Origin of the sequence: Aeromicrobium sp. (genome assembly GCF_050700635.1) — a bacterium.
Taxonomy (GTDB): domain Bacteria; phylum Actinomycetota; class Actinomycetes; order Propionibacteriales; family Nocardioidaceae; genus Aeromicrobium.
The window spans coordinates 1-17,594 of the sequence record NZ_JBOHDT010000200.1; the positions used below are offsets into that span (position 1 = coordinate 1).

General features: G+C 68.1%; 18 protein-coding genes. 3 read left to right on the forward strand and 15 right to left on the reverse strand.

Translation table 11 applies throughout. The features are described 5' to 3' along the window. On the forward strand, positions 1–538 hold a 538-nt coding region (locus tag ACRDPN_RS15805), incomplete at its 5' end, for a TetR family transcriptional regulator (RefSeq protein WP_431449641.1). On the opposite strand, the gene ACRDPN_RS15810 is transcribed toward ACRDPN_RS15805, so the two are convergent. Together ACRDPN_RS15810 and ACRDPN_RS15815 are read right to left on the reverse strand one after the other, a co-directional pair. Then, entirely contained in the window at positions 525–1,349 is an 825-nt protein-coding gene (locus tag ACRDPN_RS15810) for a DUF72 domain-containing protein (protein ID WP_431449642.1), read from the reverse strand. The two genes, ACRDPN_RS15805 and ACRDPN_RS15810, sit on opposite strands and share 14 nt — an antisense overlap. A 45-nt stretch (positions 1,350–1,394) precedes the next feature. After that, positions 1,395–2,021: a hypothetical protein gene (locus ACRDPN_RS15815; RefSeq protein ID WP_431449643.1), complete on the reverse strand. Its 627-nt coding sequence runs from the start codon at positions 2,019–2,021 to the stop codon at positions 1,395–1,397. 36 nt (positions 2,022–2,057) lie between these two features. On the opposite strand from ACRDPN_RS15815, the gene ACRDPN_RS15820 reads away from it, so the two are divergent. Beyond that, positions 2,058–2,885 (forward strand): EamA family transporter, encoded by an 828-nt coding sequence (locus ACRDPN_RS15820; protein WP_431449644.1) that lies wholly within the window; start codon positions 2,058–2,060, stop codon positions 2,883–2,885. 25 nt (positions 2,886–2,910) lie between these two features. Continuing rightward, positions 2,911–3,633, forward strand: a complete 723-nt coding sequence (locus ACRDPN_RS15825) for a hypothetical protein (protein ID WP_431449645.1) — start codon at positions 2,911–2,913, stop codon at positions 3,631–3,633. An 8-nt stretch (positions 3,634–3,641) separates the two neighbouring features. On the opposite strand, the gene ACRDPN_RS15830 is transcribed toward ACRDPN_RS15825, so the two are convergent. From ACRDPN_RS15830 to ACRDPN_RS15890, 13 genes are all read right to left on the reverse strand, one after another. Beyond that, positions 3,642–4,496: a DNA-formamidopyrimidine glycosylase family protein gene (locus tag ACRDPN_RS15830; protein ID WP_431449658.1), complete on the reverse strand. Its 855-nt coding sequence runs from the start codon at positions 4,494–4,496 to the stop codon at positions 3,642–3,644. 59 nt (positions 4,497–4,555) lie between these two features. Next, the gene (locus tag ACRDPN_RS15835) at positions 4,556–5,623 is read right to left on the reverse strand and encodes an alpha/beta hydrolase (RefSeq protein ID WP_431449646.1); all 1,068 of its coding nucleotides are present in this window, start codon (positions 5,621–5,623) and stop codon (positions 4,556–4,558) included. A gap of 52 nt (positions 5,624–5,675) precedes the next feature. Next, complete coding sequence (locus ACRDPN_RS15840) at positions 5,676–6,995, reverse strand: DEAD/DEAH box helicase (RefSeq protein WP_431449647.1); 1,320 nt, start codon at positions 6,993–6,995, stop codon at positions 5,676–5,678. Positions 6,996–7,152: 157 nt separating this feature from the next. Continuing rightward, positions 7,153–7,437 (reverse strand): GNAT family N-acetyltransferase, encoded by a 285-nt coding sequence (locus ACRDPN_RS15845; protein ID WP_431449648.1) that lies wholly within the window; start codon positions 7,435–7,437, stop codon positions 7,153–7,155. Positions 7,438–7,471: 34 nt separating this feature from the next. Continuing rightward, on the reverse strand, positions 7,472–8,482 hold the full coding sequence (locus ACRDPN_RS15850; RefSeq protein WP_431449649.1) for a TAXI family TRAP transporter solute-binding subunit: 1,011 nt from the start codon (positions 8,480–8,482) through the stop codon (positions 7,472–7,474). Continuing rightward, positions 8,479–10,578: a TRAP transporter permease gene (locus tag ACRDPN_RS15855; protein WP_431449650.1), complete on the reverse strand. Its 2,100-nt coding sequence runs from the start codon at positions 10,576–10,578 to the stop codon at positions 8,479–8,481. The genes ACRDPN_RS15850 and ACRDPN_RS15855 overlap by 4 nt, the downstream gene beginning before the upstream one ends. Positions 10,579–10,620: 42 nt before the next feature. After that, positions 10,621–11,292, reverse strand: a complete 672-nt coding sequence (gene purQ / locus ACRDPN_RS15860; RefSeq protein ID WP_431449651.1) for a phosphoribosylformylglycinamidine synthase subunit PurQ — start codon at positions 11,290–11,292, stop codon at positions 10,621–10,623. After that, a complete protein-coding gene (purS, locus tag ACRDPN_RS15865) occupies positions 11,289–11,573 on the reverse strand; it encodes a phosphoribosylformylglycinamidine synthase subunit PurS (protein WP_431449652.1) in 285 nt (94 codons plus the stop codon). The genes purQ and purS overlap by 4 nt, the downstream gene beginning before the upstream one ends. A 47-nt stretch (positions 11,574–11,620) precedes the next feature. Further along, on the reverse strand, positions 11,621–13,123 hold the full coding sequence (locus ACRDPN_RS15870; protein WP_431449653.1) for a tripartite tricarboxylate transporter permease: 1,503 nt from the start codon (positions 13,121–13,123) through the stop codon (positions 11,621–11,623). Beyond that, complete coding sequence (locus ACRDPN_RS15875) at positions 13,124–13,681, reverse strand: tripartite tricarboxylate transporter TctB family protein (RefSeq protein ID WP_431449654.1); 558 nt, start codon at positions 13,679–13,681, stop codon at positions 13,124–13,126. Beyond that, entirely contained in the window at positions 13,678–14,712 is a 1,035-nt protein-coding gene (locus ACRDPN_RS15880; RefSeq protein WP_431449655.1) for a tripartite tricarboxylate transporter substrate-binding protein, read from the reverse strand. The genes ACRDPN_RS15875 and ACRDPN_RS15880 overlap by 4 nt, the downstream gene beginning before the upstream one ends. Positions 14,713–14,813: 101 nt before the next feature. Continuing rightward, positions 14,814–15,980 carry a mandelate racemase/muconate lactonizing enzyme family protein gene (locus ACRDPN_RS15885; RefSeq protein WP_431449656.1) on the reverse strand — a complete coding sequence of 389 codons (1,167 nt, stop codon included), beginning with the start codon at positions 15,978–15,980 and terminating at the stop codon, positions 14,814–14,816. A gap of 37 nt (positions 15,981–16,017) precedes the next feature. Further along, positions 16,018–17,574 carry a long-chain-fatty-acid--CoA ligase gene (locus ACRDPN_RS15890; RefSeq protein WP_431449657.1) on the reverse strand — a complete coding sequence of 519 codons (1,557 nt, stop codon included), beginning with the start codon at positions 17,572–17,574 and terminating at the stop codon, positions 16,018–16,020. Positions 17,575–17,594 lie beyond the last annotated feature (20 nt).

Sequence of the window (17,594 nt, forward strand, 5' to 3'; positions counted from 1 at the left end):
CACCCGGGCCGCCATCCTCGCCGCCGCCCGCGCGCAGTTCGCGGCGCGCGGGTTCGGCGGCGCATCGCTGCGCTCGATCGCGAGCGAGGCCGGTGTGGACGCCAGCCTCATCAGTCACTACTTCGGCGACAAGGCCCAGCTGCTGGTGGCGACGCTCGAGCTGCCGGTCAACCCGATCGAGAAGCTCAACGGCGTCGTCGCCGGTGGCGTGGACGGCATGGCGGAGCGGCTCCTGCAGACGTTCCTCAGCGCGTGGGACCCGCATCGCGAGGTCTTCAGCGCGATGGTGCGCACCCAGTTCGCCGGCCCGCCGGAGCAGATGCCCATTCCGATGATCATCCGCGACGTCGTGGCGCACACCATCGCCGATGCGCTCGAGGGAGAAGACCGCGAGCTGCGAGCGACACTCGTCGGCGCCCAGCTCTTCGGCATGGCGATGGCCCGATACGTCCTGCGGCTGGAACCGCTCGCCCACACCGGCATCGACGAGGTGGTGCGTCGCTTCGCGCCATCGCTGCAACGGCTCATGGACGGATGAGGTCGGCGAGTCGCTCGGACAGTGCGATCGCGTCGTACGGCGCCCGCACCTTCATGTCGTTGTCGAAGTAGACGTACACGTCGGCGCCGGCATCGGCCCACTCGCGCACCGACGCAGCCCACCGGTCGAGCGCCTCGTCGTCGTAACCGCTCGCATACAGCTCGGTGTCGCCGTGCAGACGGACGTAGGCGAAGTCGGACGTCACCTCCCGCAGCAGCGGCCACTTGCCGGCGGTGTCCGCGACGACGAGGCCGACGTCGTGCTCACGAAGCAGGTCCGGCAGGCCGGCGTCGACGAAGCTCGCGTGGCGGACCTCCAGCGCATGCCGCACGGGTCGGTCGGCGTCGACCTCGGTGACGGCCTCGGGAACGCGGTCGTCGTGCCGCCCGGCCACGTCGGCAACCTGCGCCGTCGTCCGTGGCAGCAGGTCGAAGAACGCCGACAGCCGTTCGGCATCGAACTGGAACGTGGGCGGCAGCTGCCAGAGCACCGGCCCGAGGGTGGGGCCGAGGGCGAGCACGCCGGAGGCGAAGAAGTTCGCCAGCGGTGTCTCCACGTCGGCCAGCCGCTTCATGTGGGTGATGAACCGGCCACCTTTGACCGCGAAGCAGAAGTCGTCGGGCGTCTGCTCCCGCCAGGACCGGTAGCTCGACGGACGTTGCAGGGCGTAGAACGAGCCGTTGATCTCGACACTCGACATCCGTTCGGCCACGTAGGCGAGCTCGTCCCGCTGACGCAGACCCTTCGGGTAGAACGTGCCGCGCCACGGTGCGTAGGTCCAGCCGGAGATGCCGACCCGGACGCCGCTCATGGCCTAGGGTGCCTCTGCCAATTCCACGCGGCGTCCGGACACGGCCTAGAACGACCCGGCGACGGTACCGATCACCGCGAAGAAGGCCACGACGATCGAGACCGGCACCAGCCACAGCGACGCGATAGCGAGGGTGACGGTGGTGCCGATCTTGGGCGGAACGAAGTAGCGGGCTCGGGGCAGGTCGCCGACGCCCTCGATCCAGCGGCCGGTCATGCCCACCCCGCTCCACACGCCGCGCAGTCGCGACAGCACCCGCCAACCCCCGCCGCCGGCGATCTGCGTCAGGGCGGTGCGTGTCTCGTCGACCTTGCCACTGAGGCTCACCGCGATGCCGAGCTCGGTAGCCAGCGCCGTGGGTTCCTCGACCGCTCGAAGGATTCGTTGTCGACGGGCTCCGAACGCGAGCGAGATCGCGGCCATGAGAAGCCCGACGACGAGCCCGATCGTGCGTCCGGCGCCCTCGGCGTTGACGGCAAGCAGCAGGGTCGCCGCGATGAACGGAAGCGGTGCGATGAGCACCAGCAATGTCGGGATGCGCAGCACCCGCACGGCGAGCACGATGACCGACGTGGCCCGCTGGGCGGCCTCACCGGTCTGGCCGTCGACCTGAGCCGCCATGTCGTTGACGCCGCGATTGGCCCGCGCGCCCCACGACCGTCGACTCCTCATGCCACCACTCTAGGAGCCGCCCACTAGCCTGCATCCGTGGCGATCGTCCTGGCTCTGCTGTCTGCTCTGGCCTATGGAATCTCGGACTTCCTCGGCGGCATCTTCTCCAGGAAGGCGAGTCCGTGGCAGGTCGCCGTGGTGGCGCAGCTGTCGTCCACGACGTTCAACGCCCTGGCAGCTCTCGTCGTCGGCGGCTCCCCGGAGGCCAGCGACTGGAGGTGGGGCGTTCTGGCGGGGTTGTCCGCCGGAATCGGTGCGGTGTTCCTCTACCGCGGGCTCGCCAATGCGCGCATGGGCGTGGTGGCTCCGCTGTCGGCGGTCGGGTGCGCCCTAGTCCCGGTCATCGTCGGGCTGTCCACCGGCGACCGGCCGTCCACCTTGGCCGTCATCGGCATCATCTGTGCGTTTCCCGCCATGTACCTCATCTCCCTCGTCGTCGACGAGGATCCGACTCATCGCGGTGGCGTCATCGACGGCATCCTGGCGGGCCTGGGATTCGGCCTGCTCTTCGTCTTCATCGGGCAGATGAGCGACGACGCCGGTCTCATGCCGCTCGCACTCGCCCAGGCGTTCGCCGTTCTCGGGGTCATCGCCCTGGCCGTCGCGCTCCGCCAACCCTTCGTCCCCCGCACCCGTGAGCCGTGGCGGGCGGTGGTGATGGGTCCGCTCGGTGCGACGGCAACCGGCGCCTTCCTCTACGCCACCCACCACGGGCTGCTGTCGGTCGTGGCCGTGATCGCGGCCCTCTACCCGGCGGGCACCGTGCTGCTGGCCACCATCCTGCTGAGGGAGCGGATCCATGCCTGGCAGGGCGTCGGACTGGCCTTCGCTGTGGCGGCCGTGACCCTGGTTGCTGTGGGATGACCCGCTCCCCTTAAGGTTTTGTGGCATGACGATGAAAGCACTCCTGACCGTGACGGCCCTCGTTCTGGTTGCCGGATGTGGCAGCGACGCCGAACCGAACGCGGAGAAGACGGTCGACAAGCCCGCAGACATCCCTGCCCGAGAGTTCCCCACCGAGTGGGCCGAAGCGATCGACAACCCCTGGCTGCCGCTGGTCCCGGGTGCCTCGTGGACGTACGAGAAGAAGACCGCCGACAGCGTCGAGGACGTCGTCGTCACCGTCACCGACAAGAAGAAGACGGTCGACGGCGTCGAGACGACTGTCGTGACGGAGAAGGTCACCGAGGACGGCGAGCTGATCGACGACACCAAGACCTGGTACGCCCAGGACGCTGAGGGCAACGTCTGGAACCTCGGCGAGACCACCGAGGCCCACGAGGACGGCAAGGTCGAGACCGAGGGCTGGGAAGCCGGAGTCGACGGTGCCGAGGCAGGCATCGCGATGCTGGCCGAGCCGAAGGTCGGCGATGTGTACCGGCAGATGTTCCTCGAGGGCGAGGCCGAGGACAGCGCGAAGGTCCTGAGCCTCGACGAGTCCATCGAGGGTCCTGTCGGGAGCTGGGAAGGCGTCTTGCAGACCGAGGACACCACGCCGCTGGAGCCAGAGGTCGAGCACAAGTTCTACGCCAAGGGCGTCGGAGCAGTCGAGCAGCACACCGTCAAGGGCGAAGAGGAACAGGTCGTCCTGACGAAGTACGACAAGCCGTGAGGTAGCACCTACTTCAGGAACTTGCTCGTGCTGCGGTCCTTGAGCGGCTTGCCGCCGGTCTGGCAGGTCGGGCAGTACTGCAGCGAGGAGTCGGCGAACACCACCTGAGCGACGGTGTCGCCACAGACCGGGCACGCCTCGCCGGAGCGGCCGTGCACGCGCATGCGGCTGCGCTTGTTGTCCTTGAGCTCGGCGGCATGCTTGCCGTGCGCCTCGGCGAGCGCCTCACCCAGCACGTCGCGGATGGCGGTTTCGAGGCGTGCCACCTGTTCGTCGTCGAGGTCGGCCGCGATGGCGAACGGCGACATCTTGGCGGCGTGCAGGATCTCGTCGCTGTAGGCGTTGCCGATGCCGGCCACGACCTTCTGGTCGCGCAGCAGCCGCTTGACCTGCATGCGCCGGCCCTCCAGCAGTGGAGCGAGCTCGAAGCCGTCGGCGAGCGGATCGGGACCGAGCGCCGCGATGCCCGGGACGTCGAGCGGGTCGCGCACCGCGTAGACGGCAAGCCCCTTGCGGGTGCCGGCTTCGGTGAGGTCGAACCCCACATGAGGGCCGTCGCCCGCATCGAGCCGCACCCGCATGGCGAGCGGGCCGTTGCCGAGCTTGAGCCGCTTGTCGGAGAGCTTCTCGGACCAGCGCAGCCAGCCTGCCTTGGCGAGATGGATGACTAGGTGCAGCCCGTCGACGTCGAGGTCGACGAATTTCCCGTGCCGGGCGGCTCCGGTGACCTCGAGACCCGCGAACGACCCGACCGGCGGGTCGAACGTCTTGAGCACGGAGATGGACGCCAGCTCGATCTCGGCGATGACCGCGCCGACGGCACGCCCCCGCAGGTCGGCCACCAACGCGTCGACCTCCGGCATCTCGGGCACGGGGTCAGCCTACGGCGATCCTCGGCAGGGGTGCCGGGCCCTGGGCGGCGTCAAGCAGAGTCGTGGCGCGCGAAGAACTCCTCCATGTCCGGCCACGTGGTCTTGCGCGCGGCCCGGCCGGTAAGCACGCCGAGGTGGCCACCGGGCGCCTGCACGAGGTCGGCATCGGGCGAGCCGGTGACGAGGTCGAGCAGGTGGGTGACGGCCGGCATCGGGGCGAGCGTGTCGTTCAGGCCGGCGACGACGAGCACCGGCTTGTCGATCGACGCCAGCTCGACGGTGCGGCCGCCGAGCTGCATCGTGCCGGTCGCGAACTCGTTGGTGCGCATCACCACGTGGTAGAGCTGCCCGAACGTGCGGCCTGGGTAGGCGTACATGTTGCTCATGAACCGGTCGACGGCCTCGAGCTGTGCCAGGAAGTCGCGGTCGTCGGCATGGGTCAGCATCGCGATCGGCTTGGTGAGGTACTTGTCGATCGCCGACAGCTGGAAGCCCAGCCGGGTGAGCGGCGCCGGGATGCCTCCGGCCACACGGTAGGTGCTGTGGACGATGCGCACGCCGGCCCGGTTCAGCGGCCGGGCGATGGCCAGGATCGGCACCGCGTGCAGGTCGAACGGGCTCGCGACCGCGGTGGCCGAGGCGATGGGCAGCTCCGGGTGGGCGGCGGTTGTGAGCATCGTGAAGATGCCGCCCAGGCTCCACCCGGCCACGTGCACGTCCGCTCCGGCGTCGGTCTTCGTCCGCTCGACTGCCCATGGCAGCAGCGTGTCGACCCAGTGCTCGATGCCTTGATCGCGGTGGCTGAACTTCACCGGTCCGTAGTCGACCAGGTGGACCGGCCGTCCCTGCTCGACGAAGAACTCGACGACGCTGCAGCCGCGGCGCAGATCGAACGCGAGCGCCGGCGCGGCCAAGGGCGGCACGAAGAGCACCGGCTTGCCGTGCGGCTCGACGCCCGGCACCGGGTCGTAGCGGTAGAGCTCCGCGTGCTCCGTGCGTTCGACGAGCTCACGCGGGGTCATGCGGAGGTCGGCGATGGGCTCACGACGCAGCTTGTCGCGCAGGTTGGTGCGTGCGGCGCCGAGGTCACGCGGGATGTGCAGGGTCGGAAGAGCCACGGGCCGAGTGTGGCAGGTCCGTCAGGTGAATGTCAGGGCGAGCAGCGCGAGGTCAGCGGACCCGTTGCGGGGAACGCCGACGACGGTTGCGGTTCCGGTTGCGGTTCCGGTTGCCGTTCCCGTTGCCGTTGCCGTTCCCGTTGCTCGACGAGGAATGCTGTGGAACCGGCCCGGCCGCCTGGCCGCTGTCGGCGAGTGCCTCGACGGTGAGCGGTCGCGGCGCTTGGCGGGAGTCGTGGCGGCGGGCGGCCACGCCTGCCTTCTGCTGCATGCGCAGCACGTCGTTGAGTGCAGCCGGGGTCGTCATGGTGACGACGGCGCCGGATTCGCCGGCGCGGGCCGTGCGGCCCGAGCGGTGCGTGAAGGCCTTCGGCTCGGCCGGTGCGTCGTAGTGCACGACCAGGCCGATGCCGTCGATGTGGATGCCGCGGGCGGCGACGTCGGTGGCGACGATGACGGAAGCGGCGCCGGAGCGGAATCGCTTGAGGTTGCGCTCGCGTTGACCCTGCGAGAGGTCACCGTGCAGGTCGACGGCCACGACCTCGCCGGTGCTGAGCTGGCGGGCCAGCCGCTGGGCTCCACGCCGGGTGCGGGTGAAGACGATCGACCGCGGGTTGGCGGTCACCAGGTCGCGGGCGACCGAGAGGCGTTCGGTCTGCTCGGAGACGAGCAGGTGGTGCTCCGTGGTGTCGGAGAGCTGGTCGACCGGGTCGACCTCGTGCCGGCGGTGCTGGGGCAGGTGACGGCGGACGAGCTTGTCAACCTGGCCGTCGAGCGTGGCCGAGAGCAGGAGGCGCTGGCCGTCGGATGGGGTGGCCGCGAGCAAGCGGTCGATCGGCTTGTAGAAGCCGAGGTCGCAGAGGTGGTCGGCCTCGTCGAGCACCGTCACTTCGACGGCGTCGAGATGGCACTGACGACGCTCGATGAGGTCACCGAGGCGCCCGGGCGTCGCGATGACGACGTCGGCGCCCTGACGCAGCGCGGTGATCTGCTTGCCCATCGGCGCACCGCCGTAGACGGTGGCGAGCTTCAGGCCGAGCGCAGACGCGAGCGGCATGAGTGCCTCCGCGACCTGGTTCGCGAGCTCACGGGTGGGAAGCAGCACGAGGCCGCGGGGGTGGGTCGGACGGCTCTTGCTGCCGGCGAGACGGGCGAGCACGGGAAGGCCGAAGGCCAGCGTCTTGCCGGAGCCGGTGCGAGCACGGCCGAGCACGTGATGACCGGCAAGCGCGTCAGGGATGACGGCCAGCTGCACGGGGGTGGGGACGGTGATGTCGCGCCGACGCAGGACGTCGATGATCGCGGGGTCGAGGGAAAGATCGGAGAACGAGCGCGACGAGACGTCGCGGACAGGGTGGGACACAGAACTCACAGACTTGGTGGAAGCCCGGAAGATCCTGGTCGCGCTGACTGCGCGCCGTGCCGGGCGGCGGTGGACGCGCGCGGAGCGCGACGTTCACGAATTCACATGCTATCAGTCAGCAGCCTGTTGACCTGCATCGGCGCGACGTGGCCCTGCTCACTCCGGGTTAGACGAGGAGGTCGAGGTACTCGGGACGCTTCACGAGGAAGCCGAGCACATACTCGCAGGTCACCTCGATACGGCGGCCATGGGCCCGCACGTGGTCGAGGGCGCCGGCGACGAGTTTCGCCGCCAGCCCCTCTCCCTCGTGCCCGTCGTCGATGACGGTGTGCGAGAACAGGACGACCCCGTCGTCGCGCTCCTTGGCCTCGGTGTACCCGACGGTCTTGCCGTCGAGCCGGATCTCATAGCGCGAGTTCTCGGGCACGTGGACGATCTCGATGTCGCTCATCTCTTCACGGTAGCGACGGGCAGCAAGTGCTCGCTCATCCGCCGGCCAGCTCCTCGAGCGCCTTCTGGGCTCCTGGCGCCATCGGGATGGGATCGGTCTCCATGCCACTCTCGGGGGTGAGCTCCTTGGCCGCCGGGTGCACCTTGGCGAGCGCGTCGGTGTTCTCCCAGATCGCCTTCGTGACGGCGCAGGCGTTGTTCTCCGGGAAGTCCTCGGTCACCAGCAGCACGTTCGGGACGGAGATCGTCGGGATCTCGGCGTCCGTCTTGTAGGTCTCGGCCGGGATCGAGTCTTCCTCGTAGACCGTGCTGATCTCCTGCAACTTCGGCAGCAGCGGCATGATGTCGATGAACTCGACCTTGTCGGCGTCGGACGTGAACAGGTCGGTCAGCGCCGGGGTCGGCAGTCCACCGGACCACACGATGGCGTCGATCGAGCCGTCCTTCAGGCCGTTGACGCTCTTGTCGATGTCGAGCCGCTGGGCGGAGATGTCGTCGGGCTTGAGGCCGGCAGCCTCAATCAGCCGGTTCGCGATCACCTCGGTGCCTGACTTCGGCGAGCCCGTGGACACGGTCTTGCCCTTGAAGTCCTCGATGCTGCCGATGTTCGCGCCCTTGCGCGCCACCACCTGGGTGTAGTTGGTGTGAATCCGACCCAGTGCTTGCACGGGCTGCGCCTCGCCGAAGGAGCCCTTGCCCTCGATGGCGTCCGCGGCCGTGTCGGCCAGCGAGAAGGCGATGTCGTAGTCGCCGGCCACCAGCTGCTCGATGTTCTGCACCGAGGCGCCGGTCTCGGCGGCTGAGGCGCGCAGCTCGGTCTTGTCCTCGAGCACGCTCGCGATGCCACCGCCCATGACGTAGTAGACGCCGGTGCTGTTGCCGGTCGCGATGGTGACTTGGCCGGCCGATGCCTTGCAGGTATCGGCGGCGGCCCCGTCGTCCTTGGCCTGGTCCTGACGCCCGCCGCAGCCCGAGAGGATCAGGGCCGACGCTGCCACGCCGACCATCCCCGCGACCGTACGCGAGCTCCACGTGTGTGTTCTCATGCCGTTTCCTTTCGTGTGATGAAGACGTTGAGGGCCACGGCGACGGCAAGCGCCACCAGGCCCGCGCCGATCGTGATCGGCTGGAGGTACAGGAGCAGCACCGCGCCCACGAGGCAAAGCCCGCGCTGCACGGGGTCGGCCTCCTTGGCGATCCATCCGCCGGTCGCGGCTGCGAGCGCCGCCACCGCGACGAGCGAAACCGCCGTCGTCCAGACGACCCCGAGAGCCGTTCCCTCCATCAGGAGGTTGGACCCGTTGTCGGTGACGACGAAGGCGAGCGGTGCGAGGAAGGCGGGCAACGTGTACTTGGCTGCCTGCCACATCGTCGCGATGGTGTTTCCCCCGGTGATGGCGGCGGCGGCGACGGCGGCGAGCGCGGTCGGCGGCGACACCTCAGAAAGCACCGCGTAGTAGAAGATGAACATCGCCGTGGCCGGTGCCTCGACCCCGAGAGTCTGCAACGCCGGACCGATCACCACCCACGAGATGATGAAGGACGCCGTGACCGGCACCGCCAGGCCCAGCACCAGAATCGCCATCGCCGCGAGCACGGCCGTCACGATGAGCACGATGTCGGGATTGGAGCTGACCGCCTCGCCTGCGGACACGAGGATGTCGGCCAGGCTCTGCCCGAGACCCGTCTTGACGATGACCGACGTGATGATGCCGGCGGCCGCACACACCGTCACGATCGGGATGACGGCACGGATGCCGGCGGCGAGCGCTCGGTACACGCTGACGGCGTAGCCGCGCGCCGCCCCGGTGGCCGAGAGTCGCTCGGCATCGGGGTCCATCGGGTCGCGCCGGGACAGCATCCGTTCCGCCAGGCCGAACGCCGCGGCCACGGCGGTGGCGTAGACGACGGCGCGGAAGGGCTCGATGTCCATGGCGAGGAAGGCGACGATCACCAGCAGCGACAGGAAGTGGTAGCCGAACCGCGCGAGGAGACGCCACGGATTCCGCCGCGGCATGTCCAGCGCGGACTCGACGAAACGCCGGGCGTCGATCTCCACCGCCAGCAGGATGCCGAGGTAGTAGAGGATCGTCGGCACGATGGCCCAGACGAGGACGTTCAGGTACGACGTCTCGAGGTACTCGGCGATGATGAACGCAGCCGCGCCGAGCGTCGGCGGCGACAGGATCGCCCCGATGCCGGCGGCCGCCAACATCCCACCGGCGGCCTCCTTGGGGTAGCCGGCGCGCTTCAGGATCGGCCACGCCACCGAGCCGAGGCTGACGGCCGTTGCCGTGCCGGATCCGGACACCGAGCCGAGGAGGAAGCCGCTGGCCACGACGGTCCGGCCGGGCGCAGACTTCGAGCGCCGGAACAGCGAGAAGCTCAAGTCGATGAAGAACCGTCCCGCACCGGTGGCCTCGAGCACGGCGCCGTAGATGGTGAACAGCACGATGTAGGTTGCCGCCACGTCGAGCGGCGTGCCGTAGAAGCCAGACTGGTCGTTGTAGAACCCGTTGATGATCTGCCCGAAGTCGAAGCCTGCGTGGCCGATCGGCCAGCTCGGTGGCAGGAATCCGCCGTAGTACGCGTAGGCGAAGAACGTCAGGCAGATGATCGGGAGGACGATGCCGGTGGTCCGGCGGCAGGCCTCCAGGATGAGCACGCTGAGGACCGCGCCCATCACGATGTCGACCACGACGAGCGAGCCCTGCCGGTTCAAGAACTCGTTGAACCCGCCGCCACCGGATCCGATCGCCACCGGCAGGACGGGGTAGAAGCAGACCAGGGCCGCGACGGCTGCGGCGGTCCAGTCGGACCAACCAGGCGAGTCCTTGCCCTCGACGCCCTCACGGCGCGACCAGGCGCGGTACGTCACGAACGCGAGCGGCAACGTGGTCCCGAGAAACAGGATGAGCGAGTACTGGTTGCCCTGACGCAGCGGGAAGAAGACCTGCCAGAGCACGAAGAGCGACACCAGGAAGCAGTAGGCGGTGACGACCTGATCGAGACCTCGGGGCAGCCGGCGGGCCGGCAGCTCGGCGTCGAACTCGGCGACCAGCTCCTGTTGCGACAGCGTGCTCGACTGCGACGAGGTCTCGGAAACGCGCTCAGACCGGGTCGCCGTCGTCTCAGGTGGCATGGGCTCCACGCTAAGGCGGATGCCGGCGATCCGCCCTTCGGGTCAGACCTCGGTGAGCGCGGCCAGGGCCGAGGTGAAGAAGCCGAGCCCGTCTGTGCCGGGGCCGCAGAGGTCCTCGACGGCGTGCTCGGGGTGCGGCATCAGGCCCACCACGTTGCCGCGATCGTTGGTGATGCCGGCGATGGAATCGACCGAGCCGTTGGGATTCGTTCCGAGGTACCGCACCACGACTCGTCCCTCTTCCTCGAGTCGCCTCACCGTGTCGGCGTCGGCGACGAACCCACCCTCGCCGTTCTTGAGCGGGATGAGGATCTCCTGGCTCTCGCGGTAAGACGACGTCCAGGCCGTGGACGCGTTCTCAACTCGTAGCACCTGATCGCGGCAGATGAAGGTGCGGTGGTCGTTGCGGATCAGCGCGCCAGGCAGCAGGTGGGACTCGCACAGGATCTGGAAGCCGTTGCAGATGCCGAGGACCGGCATCCCCCCGCCTGCCGCGGCCACGACCTCGGTCATCACCGGCGCGAAGCGGGCGATCGCGCCACACCGCAGGTAGTCGCCGTAGGAGAAGCCGCCCGGCAGGATCACCGCATCGACGCCCTTCAGGTCGTGGTCGCCGTGCCACAGGGCCACCGGGTCACCGCCGGCGAGGCGGACGGCGCGCTGGGCGTCGACGTCGTCGAGGGAACCGGGGAAGGTGACGACCCCGATCCTCATTCGGCGGCCGCCTTGTCGACCCCGGCGTCGTCCGCACCGGTGTCCTCTACTCGGACGACATAGTCTTCGATGACGGGGTTGGAGAGCAGTGTCTCGGCGATCTCACGCACCTCGGCGAGCGTGGCCTCGTCGGCCTCGTCGACCTCGAGCTCAAACCGCTTGCCCTGCCGGACGTCGGTGACGCCGTCGAACCCCAGCCGTGGCAGCGCGCCGTGCACGGCCTTGCCCTGCGGATCGAGGATCTCCGGTTTGGGCATCACGTCGACGATCACACGGGCCATGCGTTCATCCTATCGGCGCAGTCGGCGGACGATGAGCGGTCGTGTCCTCAGTCCTCCTCGGTGAAGACCTCATCGCGTCGACGCCGGATGGCCGGCAGCACGGCGATGATCAGGATGGCGAAAGCGATCAGGAGCAGGGCGAGCGAGATCGGTCGAGTCAAGAAGACGGTCGGGTCCCCGCGAGAGATGGTCATCGCCCTCCGCAGGTTCTCCTCCAGCAGCGGTCCGAGCACGAACCCGAGCAGCAGCGGTACGGGCTCGCAGCCGACCCGGATGAGCACGTAACCCAATAGCCCGAAGATCGCGATCGCGAAGACGTCGAAAGCCTTCTGCCCCAGCGAGTAGCAGCCGATCGTCGAGAAGGCGATGATCGCCGGGAAAAGGATCCGGTACGGGATCTGGAGCATGCGCACCCACAGGCCGATGAGCGGCAGGTTGAGCAGCACCAGGAGAAGGTTGCCGATCCAGAACGAGGCGATCAGTCCCCAGAAGAGCTCGGGCTCGTCGGTGATGACGTTGGGGCCGGGCGTGATCCCCTGGATGACGAAAGCCCCGACCAGCAGGGCCATGACCGGATGCGTGGGCAGGCCGAGCGTCAGCAGCGGGATGAATGACGTCTGAGCGGCGGCGTTGTTGGCCGACTCCGGCGCGGCAACACCCTCGATGGCGCCGCGGCCGAACCGCTCCGGATCCTTGGACAGCTTCTTCTCGACCGAGTACGACGTGAATGACGCGAGCACGTGGCCGCCGCCGGGCAGGACGCCGAGCGCCGAGCCCATCGCGGTGCCTCTCAGCACCGGCGGTGAGATCTCCCGAAGCTCCTTTCGGCTCAGCCACAGGCGCGACACCTTCTCGACGATCGCCGAGCGTTTGATGCCGCCTTCGAGGTTGCGGAAGATCTCCGCCAGGCCGAACAGACCGACGGCGAGCGAGACGAAGTCGAATCCGTTGTAGAGCTCGCGGGACCCGAGGGTGAAGCGCGGTGTGCCGGTGTAGAGATCCTGGCCGACCGTCCCGAGCAGCAGGCCCAGCACGATCATCGCCAGCGCCTTGAGCAGCGACCCGCTCGCCAGGGCGATCGACGCGATGAGGCCGAGCACGACCAGGCAGAAGTACTCCGCCGGGCCGAACTGGAGGGCGGCAGACGCCAACGGCGGGGCGAACAGGGCGACCAGCACCGTCGCCACTGTTCCGGCGAAGAACGAGCCGAGGGCAGCTATGGCCAGCGCTGGGCCTGCTCGCCCCTGCTTCGCCATCTGGTGGCCGTCGAGGGCGGTGACAGCGGCCGACGACTCTCCGGGGATGTTGAGCAGGATCGCTGTAGTCGAGCCGCCGTACTGAGCGCCGTAGTAGATCCCAGCGAGCATGATCAGCGACGCGATGGGGTCGAAGTTGAACGTGATCGGTAGCAACAGCGCGATCGTCGCGGTCGGCCCGATGCCGGGCAGGACACCGACCATGGTGCCGAGGGCAACGCCGAGGAGGCAGACCAGGAGGTTCGTCGGGGTCAGCGCGGTCTGGAAGCCGAGGACGAGGTCACTGAGATCCACTTACCCGCCCAACACTGACCCGAGGAGGGGCAACCGCAGCTGGAGCAGCACCACGAAGATCAGCACACACGCCACCGTCAGTCCCACCGCGATGACCGCCGACGCCAGAAGCGAGTTGTTCCGGTCGGCGAGGGCAGCCAGGAACGTCGTCACGAGCAGCGCCGGAACGAGTCCGAGCGGTTCGACCCCGGCCCCGAAGACGATGATCGACGCGGTCAGGAGCGCGATGGCACGCCACGGCACGGCGCCATGTGGCGTCTCGGCGGCGGCCGTGCCGGCACGGCGCCAGCGCACCACACCGACGCCGATGATGGCGAACCCCAGCAGCGCCAGCACGCCGCCGAGCACCAGCGGTACGTATCCAGGACCCATCCGGAACGCGGTGCCGAGCTCGTAGCCGCGCGCGCCGATCGCGTACGCCAGGCCCAGCGCGACGAAGATGCCACCCGCCACCAGGTCGTCGAGGACGGAGTCCTCCCGGTCGATCGCCGCCGCCGGCTCGCCCGACGGAGCCGCCGGCTCGCCCGACGGAGCCGACGGTCTCGAGTCCGCCGTCATGACCCCTTGACGCCGGCTTCCTCGATGACGGGCGTCCAGAGGTCGATCTGCTCCGTGAGGAGCTTCGTCTGCGCTTCAGGCGTGACCTGATCCTCGGGCACCGGCTCTGTTCCGAGTTCAGCGAACTTCTCGACCACCGCGGGGTCCTTGAGCGCCTTGGCCAGCGCGTCGGTCACGGCCTTCACGACCTCGTCAGGGGTCTCGGCGGGCGCGTAGAGGCCGTGCCAGACACCGACCTTGATGTCGGGCTGTCCGGCTTCGGCCGTCGTCTGCAGGTCCGGCAGGACCTCGATGCGCTCCGGCGTGGTCACCGCGAAGGCCTTGACCTTGTCGCCCTTGATCTGGGGGACGGTGTTCGTGGTCTGATCGCACATGAAGTCGACCTGGCCGCCCACCAGGTCCGTCAGGGCCGGGCCGGTGCCGTCGTACGGCACCTCGTTCAGGTCGACGCCGGCCGCCTGCTCGATCAGGAGTCCACACAGGTGCGAGGCCGCTCCGACACCCGCGTTGGCGAGTGTCACCTTGTCGGCGTTGGCCTTCACGTAGGTGATGAGCTCCTCGAGCGTATTCGGCTCGAAGTCCTTGTTGGACACGATGGTCATCGGGACGTCGGTGACCAGCCCGATCGTCTTGAAGTCCTTCAACGGGTCGAAGGCCAGATCGGGGTAGAGCGCCGGTGCGGTTGACATGCCGATGTGATGCATCAGCAGGTTGTATCCATCCGGTTCGGAGTTGGCCACGTCGCCCGCGGCGAGAGTGCCGCCGGCTCCCTCGGCGTTCTTGACCACGATCTCTTGGCCGAGCTCCTTGCTCATTGGCTTCGCGACCAGTCGGGTCACGGTGTCCGTGGGGCCACCCGCGGCGAACGGGACCGTGATGGTGATCGAGTCATCGGGGTATGCAGCGGTGTCGCCTCCCCCGCCCTGCCCACAGGCCGCGAGAATCAGGGTTCCTGTGGCGGCGACCGCCAAGATCCTGGCTCGGTGTCCCCGGCGTCGAGGCGTGCTGCGATCGGCATGCATCGTTTCCATCCCCCTGATCCCCTGACCGATCGGTATCGGTCGATTGCATACATTCTGGGGCCGTGTGACCCATGGCACAACCGCAGGAGAGCCGAAGCGCCCCGGCGTGCTCATGTGTGCAGGTCACGAAGGACTTCGTAGAAGTTGGCCTTGGCTTCCAAGCCGATGCCGGGTTTGTCACCGAGCGCAACCCTGCTGTTCTCCACGACTGCGTCGTCGGCGAAGCCGCCAGTCGGTTGGAATTCCCCGGGGTAGGACTCGTTGCCGCCGAGCTTGAGTGATGCGGCGATGTGCAGGGAGAACTGGTGTCCGCCGTGGGGGATGCAGCGACGCGAGGACCACCCGTGCTGAGCGAGCATGTCCAGAATCCGTCGATACTCGACCAGGCCGTAGCTCAGGGCAGGATCGACCTGGATGTAGTCCCGGTCCGGACGCATGCCGGCGTACCGGATGAGGTTGCGAGCGTCCTGGAGGGAGAACAGGTTCTCCCCGGTCGCTATGGGGTTGCGGTAGTGCTCGGACAAGGTGGCGTTGAGGCCGTAGTCCAGAGGGTCGCCGACCTCCTCGAACCAGAACAGGCCGTACGGGTCGAGTCCGCGGCCGTACTCGAGGGCGGTGTCGAGGTCGAACCTGCCGTTGACGTCGACTGCAAGGCGGGAGCCGTCACCGTCGAGGACCTCGATGACGGCCTCGATCCGGCGCAGGTCCTCGGCCAGGTCGGCGCCACCAATCTTCATCTTGACGACGTTGTAGCCGGCGTCGAGAAAGCCCTTCATCTCGTCCTGGAGGTTGCGGTGGGTCTTGCCCGGTGCGTAGTAGCCGCCTGCGGCGTAGACGAAGACCGACTCATCGGGCTCGCCGTCACCGTAGTGGTCGGAGATCCAGCGGTAGAGCGGAATTCCTGCAATCTTGGCGGCCAGGTCGTGCAGCGCCATGTCGACCACGCCCACCGCCACCGACCGCTCACCGTGCCCACCAGGCTTCTCGTTGCGCATCATCACGTCCCAAGCCACCGAGGGCGAGAGCTCACCGGTCTCGTCCAGCAAGCTGTCGGCTGGGGCGTCCATCAGGCGAGGCAGGATGCGGCGGCGCAGGATGTCGCCGGCACTGTAGCGGCCATTGGAGTTGAAGCCATAGCCGACCAGAGGCTTGCCGTCGACGACCACGTCGGAGACCAGCGCGAGGATGGAGCAGTCCATCGATGAGAAGTCGATGAACGCATTGCTCATCGAGGAGCTGATCGGGATGACGCCCTCGTGGGCGGAGACGATCTTCATCTGAGTGCCCTGACTTGCTGGTGGTGATGTCCAGCAGCTATTCGAGCTCGCGCTTGAGGATCTTGCCCGTCGAGGTCATGGGGAGCTCGTCCTTGAACTCCACGATGCGGGGGTACTTGTACGCAGCGAACTGCTCCTTGCCCCACGCCACGAGGTCGTCCTCGCTGACGTCGTCGTGGTCCTTGTTCTTGACGACGACGGCCTTGATCTCCTCGCCGTGCGACTCGTGCGACACGCCGATGACGGCGACCAGCGAGACTGCCGGGTGCTCCATGAGCACCTCCTCCAGCTCGCGCGGATACACGTTGTAGCCGCCGCGGATGATCATGTCCTTGGACCGGTCGACGATGTAGTAGAAGCCGTCTGAGTCCTTGCGGCCGAGGTCACCGGAGCGGAACCAGCCGTCGCGGATCGCTTCGTCGGTCGCGTCGGGGCGACCGTGGTAGCCCTTCATGATGTTGTGCCCCTTGATGGCGATCTCGCCGATCTCGTCGTCGCCGACGGGCACGTCGGACCAGTCGTCGTTGATGAGCTTCATCTCCACGCCCGGGATCGGGATGCCGATGGAGCCGACCCGCGGCTCCTCGCCCTTGGGCGAGAAGCTGGCCACCGGCGACGTCTCAGACAGCCCGTAACCCTCGAGGATCGTGACGCCGAAGCGCTCCTTGAACTGCTTGTGGATGTCGACCGGGAGGGCTGCACCACCGGCGGCCGCGACCCGCAGGTTGTCGGCCAGCGTCTTGACGTCGTAGCTCTCGTCGAGCGCCCCGAGGAGACCCCAGTACATCGTCGGGACCCCGGCGAAGAACGTGACGCTCTCGCGCAGCATCGTCTTGAGGGCCGGCTCGGCCTCGAACCTCGGCAGCATCACGACGGTGCCGCCGGCGGCAAAGCCGCCGTTCTGGATGACGGTCTGGCCGAAGGAGTGGAACAGCGGGAGCACGCAGAGGTAGGTGTCGGGATGTTCCGGGTCCGACCCGAACAGCTCGCCGCTCACGAGCGCGTTGTCGCGCATGTTGCGATGCCGCAGCTCGGCGCCCTTGGGCTGGCCGGTGGTGCCGGACGTGTAGAGGATGACGGCGGTGTCGTCGTCATCGGTCGAGGTGGTGTCGAACGTCGGCGGCTGGTCGGCGACCAGCGGCGCGTAGTACTCCGGCGGCTCGATCGGCGCGGGCGCCTCGGAGTCGAGCTTGATGAGGAAGAACTCCTTGCAGGAGTCGGTGTTCTGGAAACCCTCCCAGGCGGCTTCACCGATGGGCAGCTCGGGCGTGCCCTCGAACGAGAAGTACGCCTTCGCTCCGGAGTCGTCGAGGTGGTACGCCACCTCGCGCGCCTTCAGCAGCACGTTGAGCGGCACCACGGTCGCGCCGGCCTTGAGGATGCCGTAGTAGATGATCGAGAAGTACGGCAGGTTCGGGCAGGACAGGGCCACCTTGTCGCCCGGTTCGATGCCGCGCGAGACCAGCAGGTTGGCGACCTTGTTGGCCGCCCCGTTCACCTGCGCGTACGTGAACCGGCTGTCGCCGAACACGATCGCGGTGCGGTCGGCGTACTTTTCGGCCGAGTTCTCCAGCAACGATGCGAGATTTCCCATGCGGGCCACCATAGACCGCC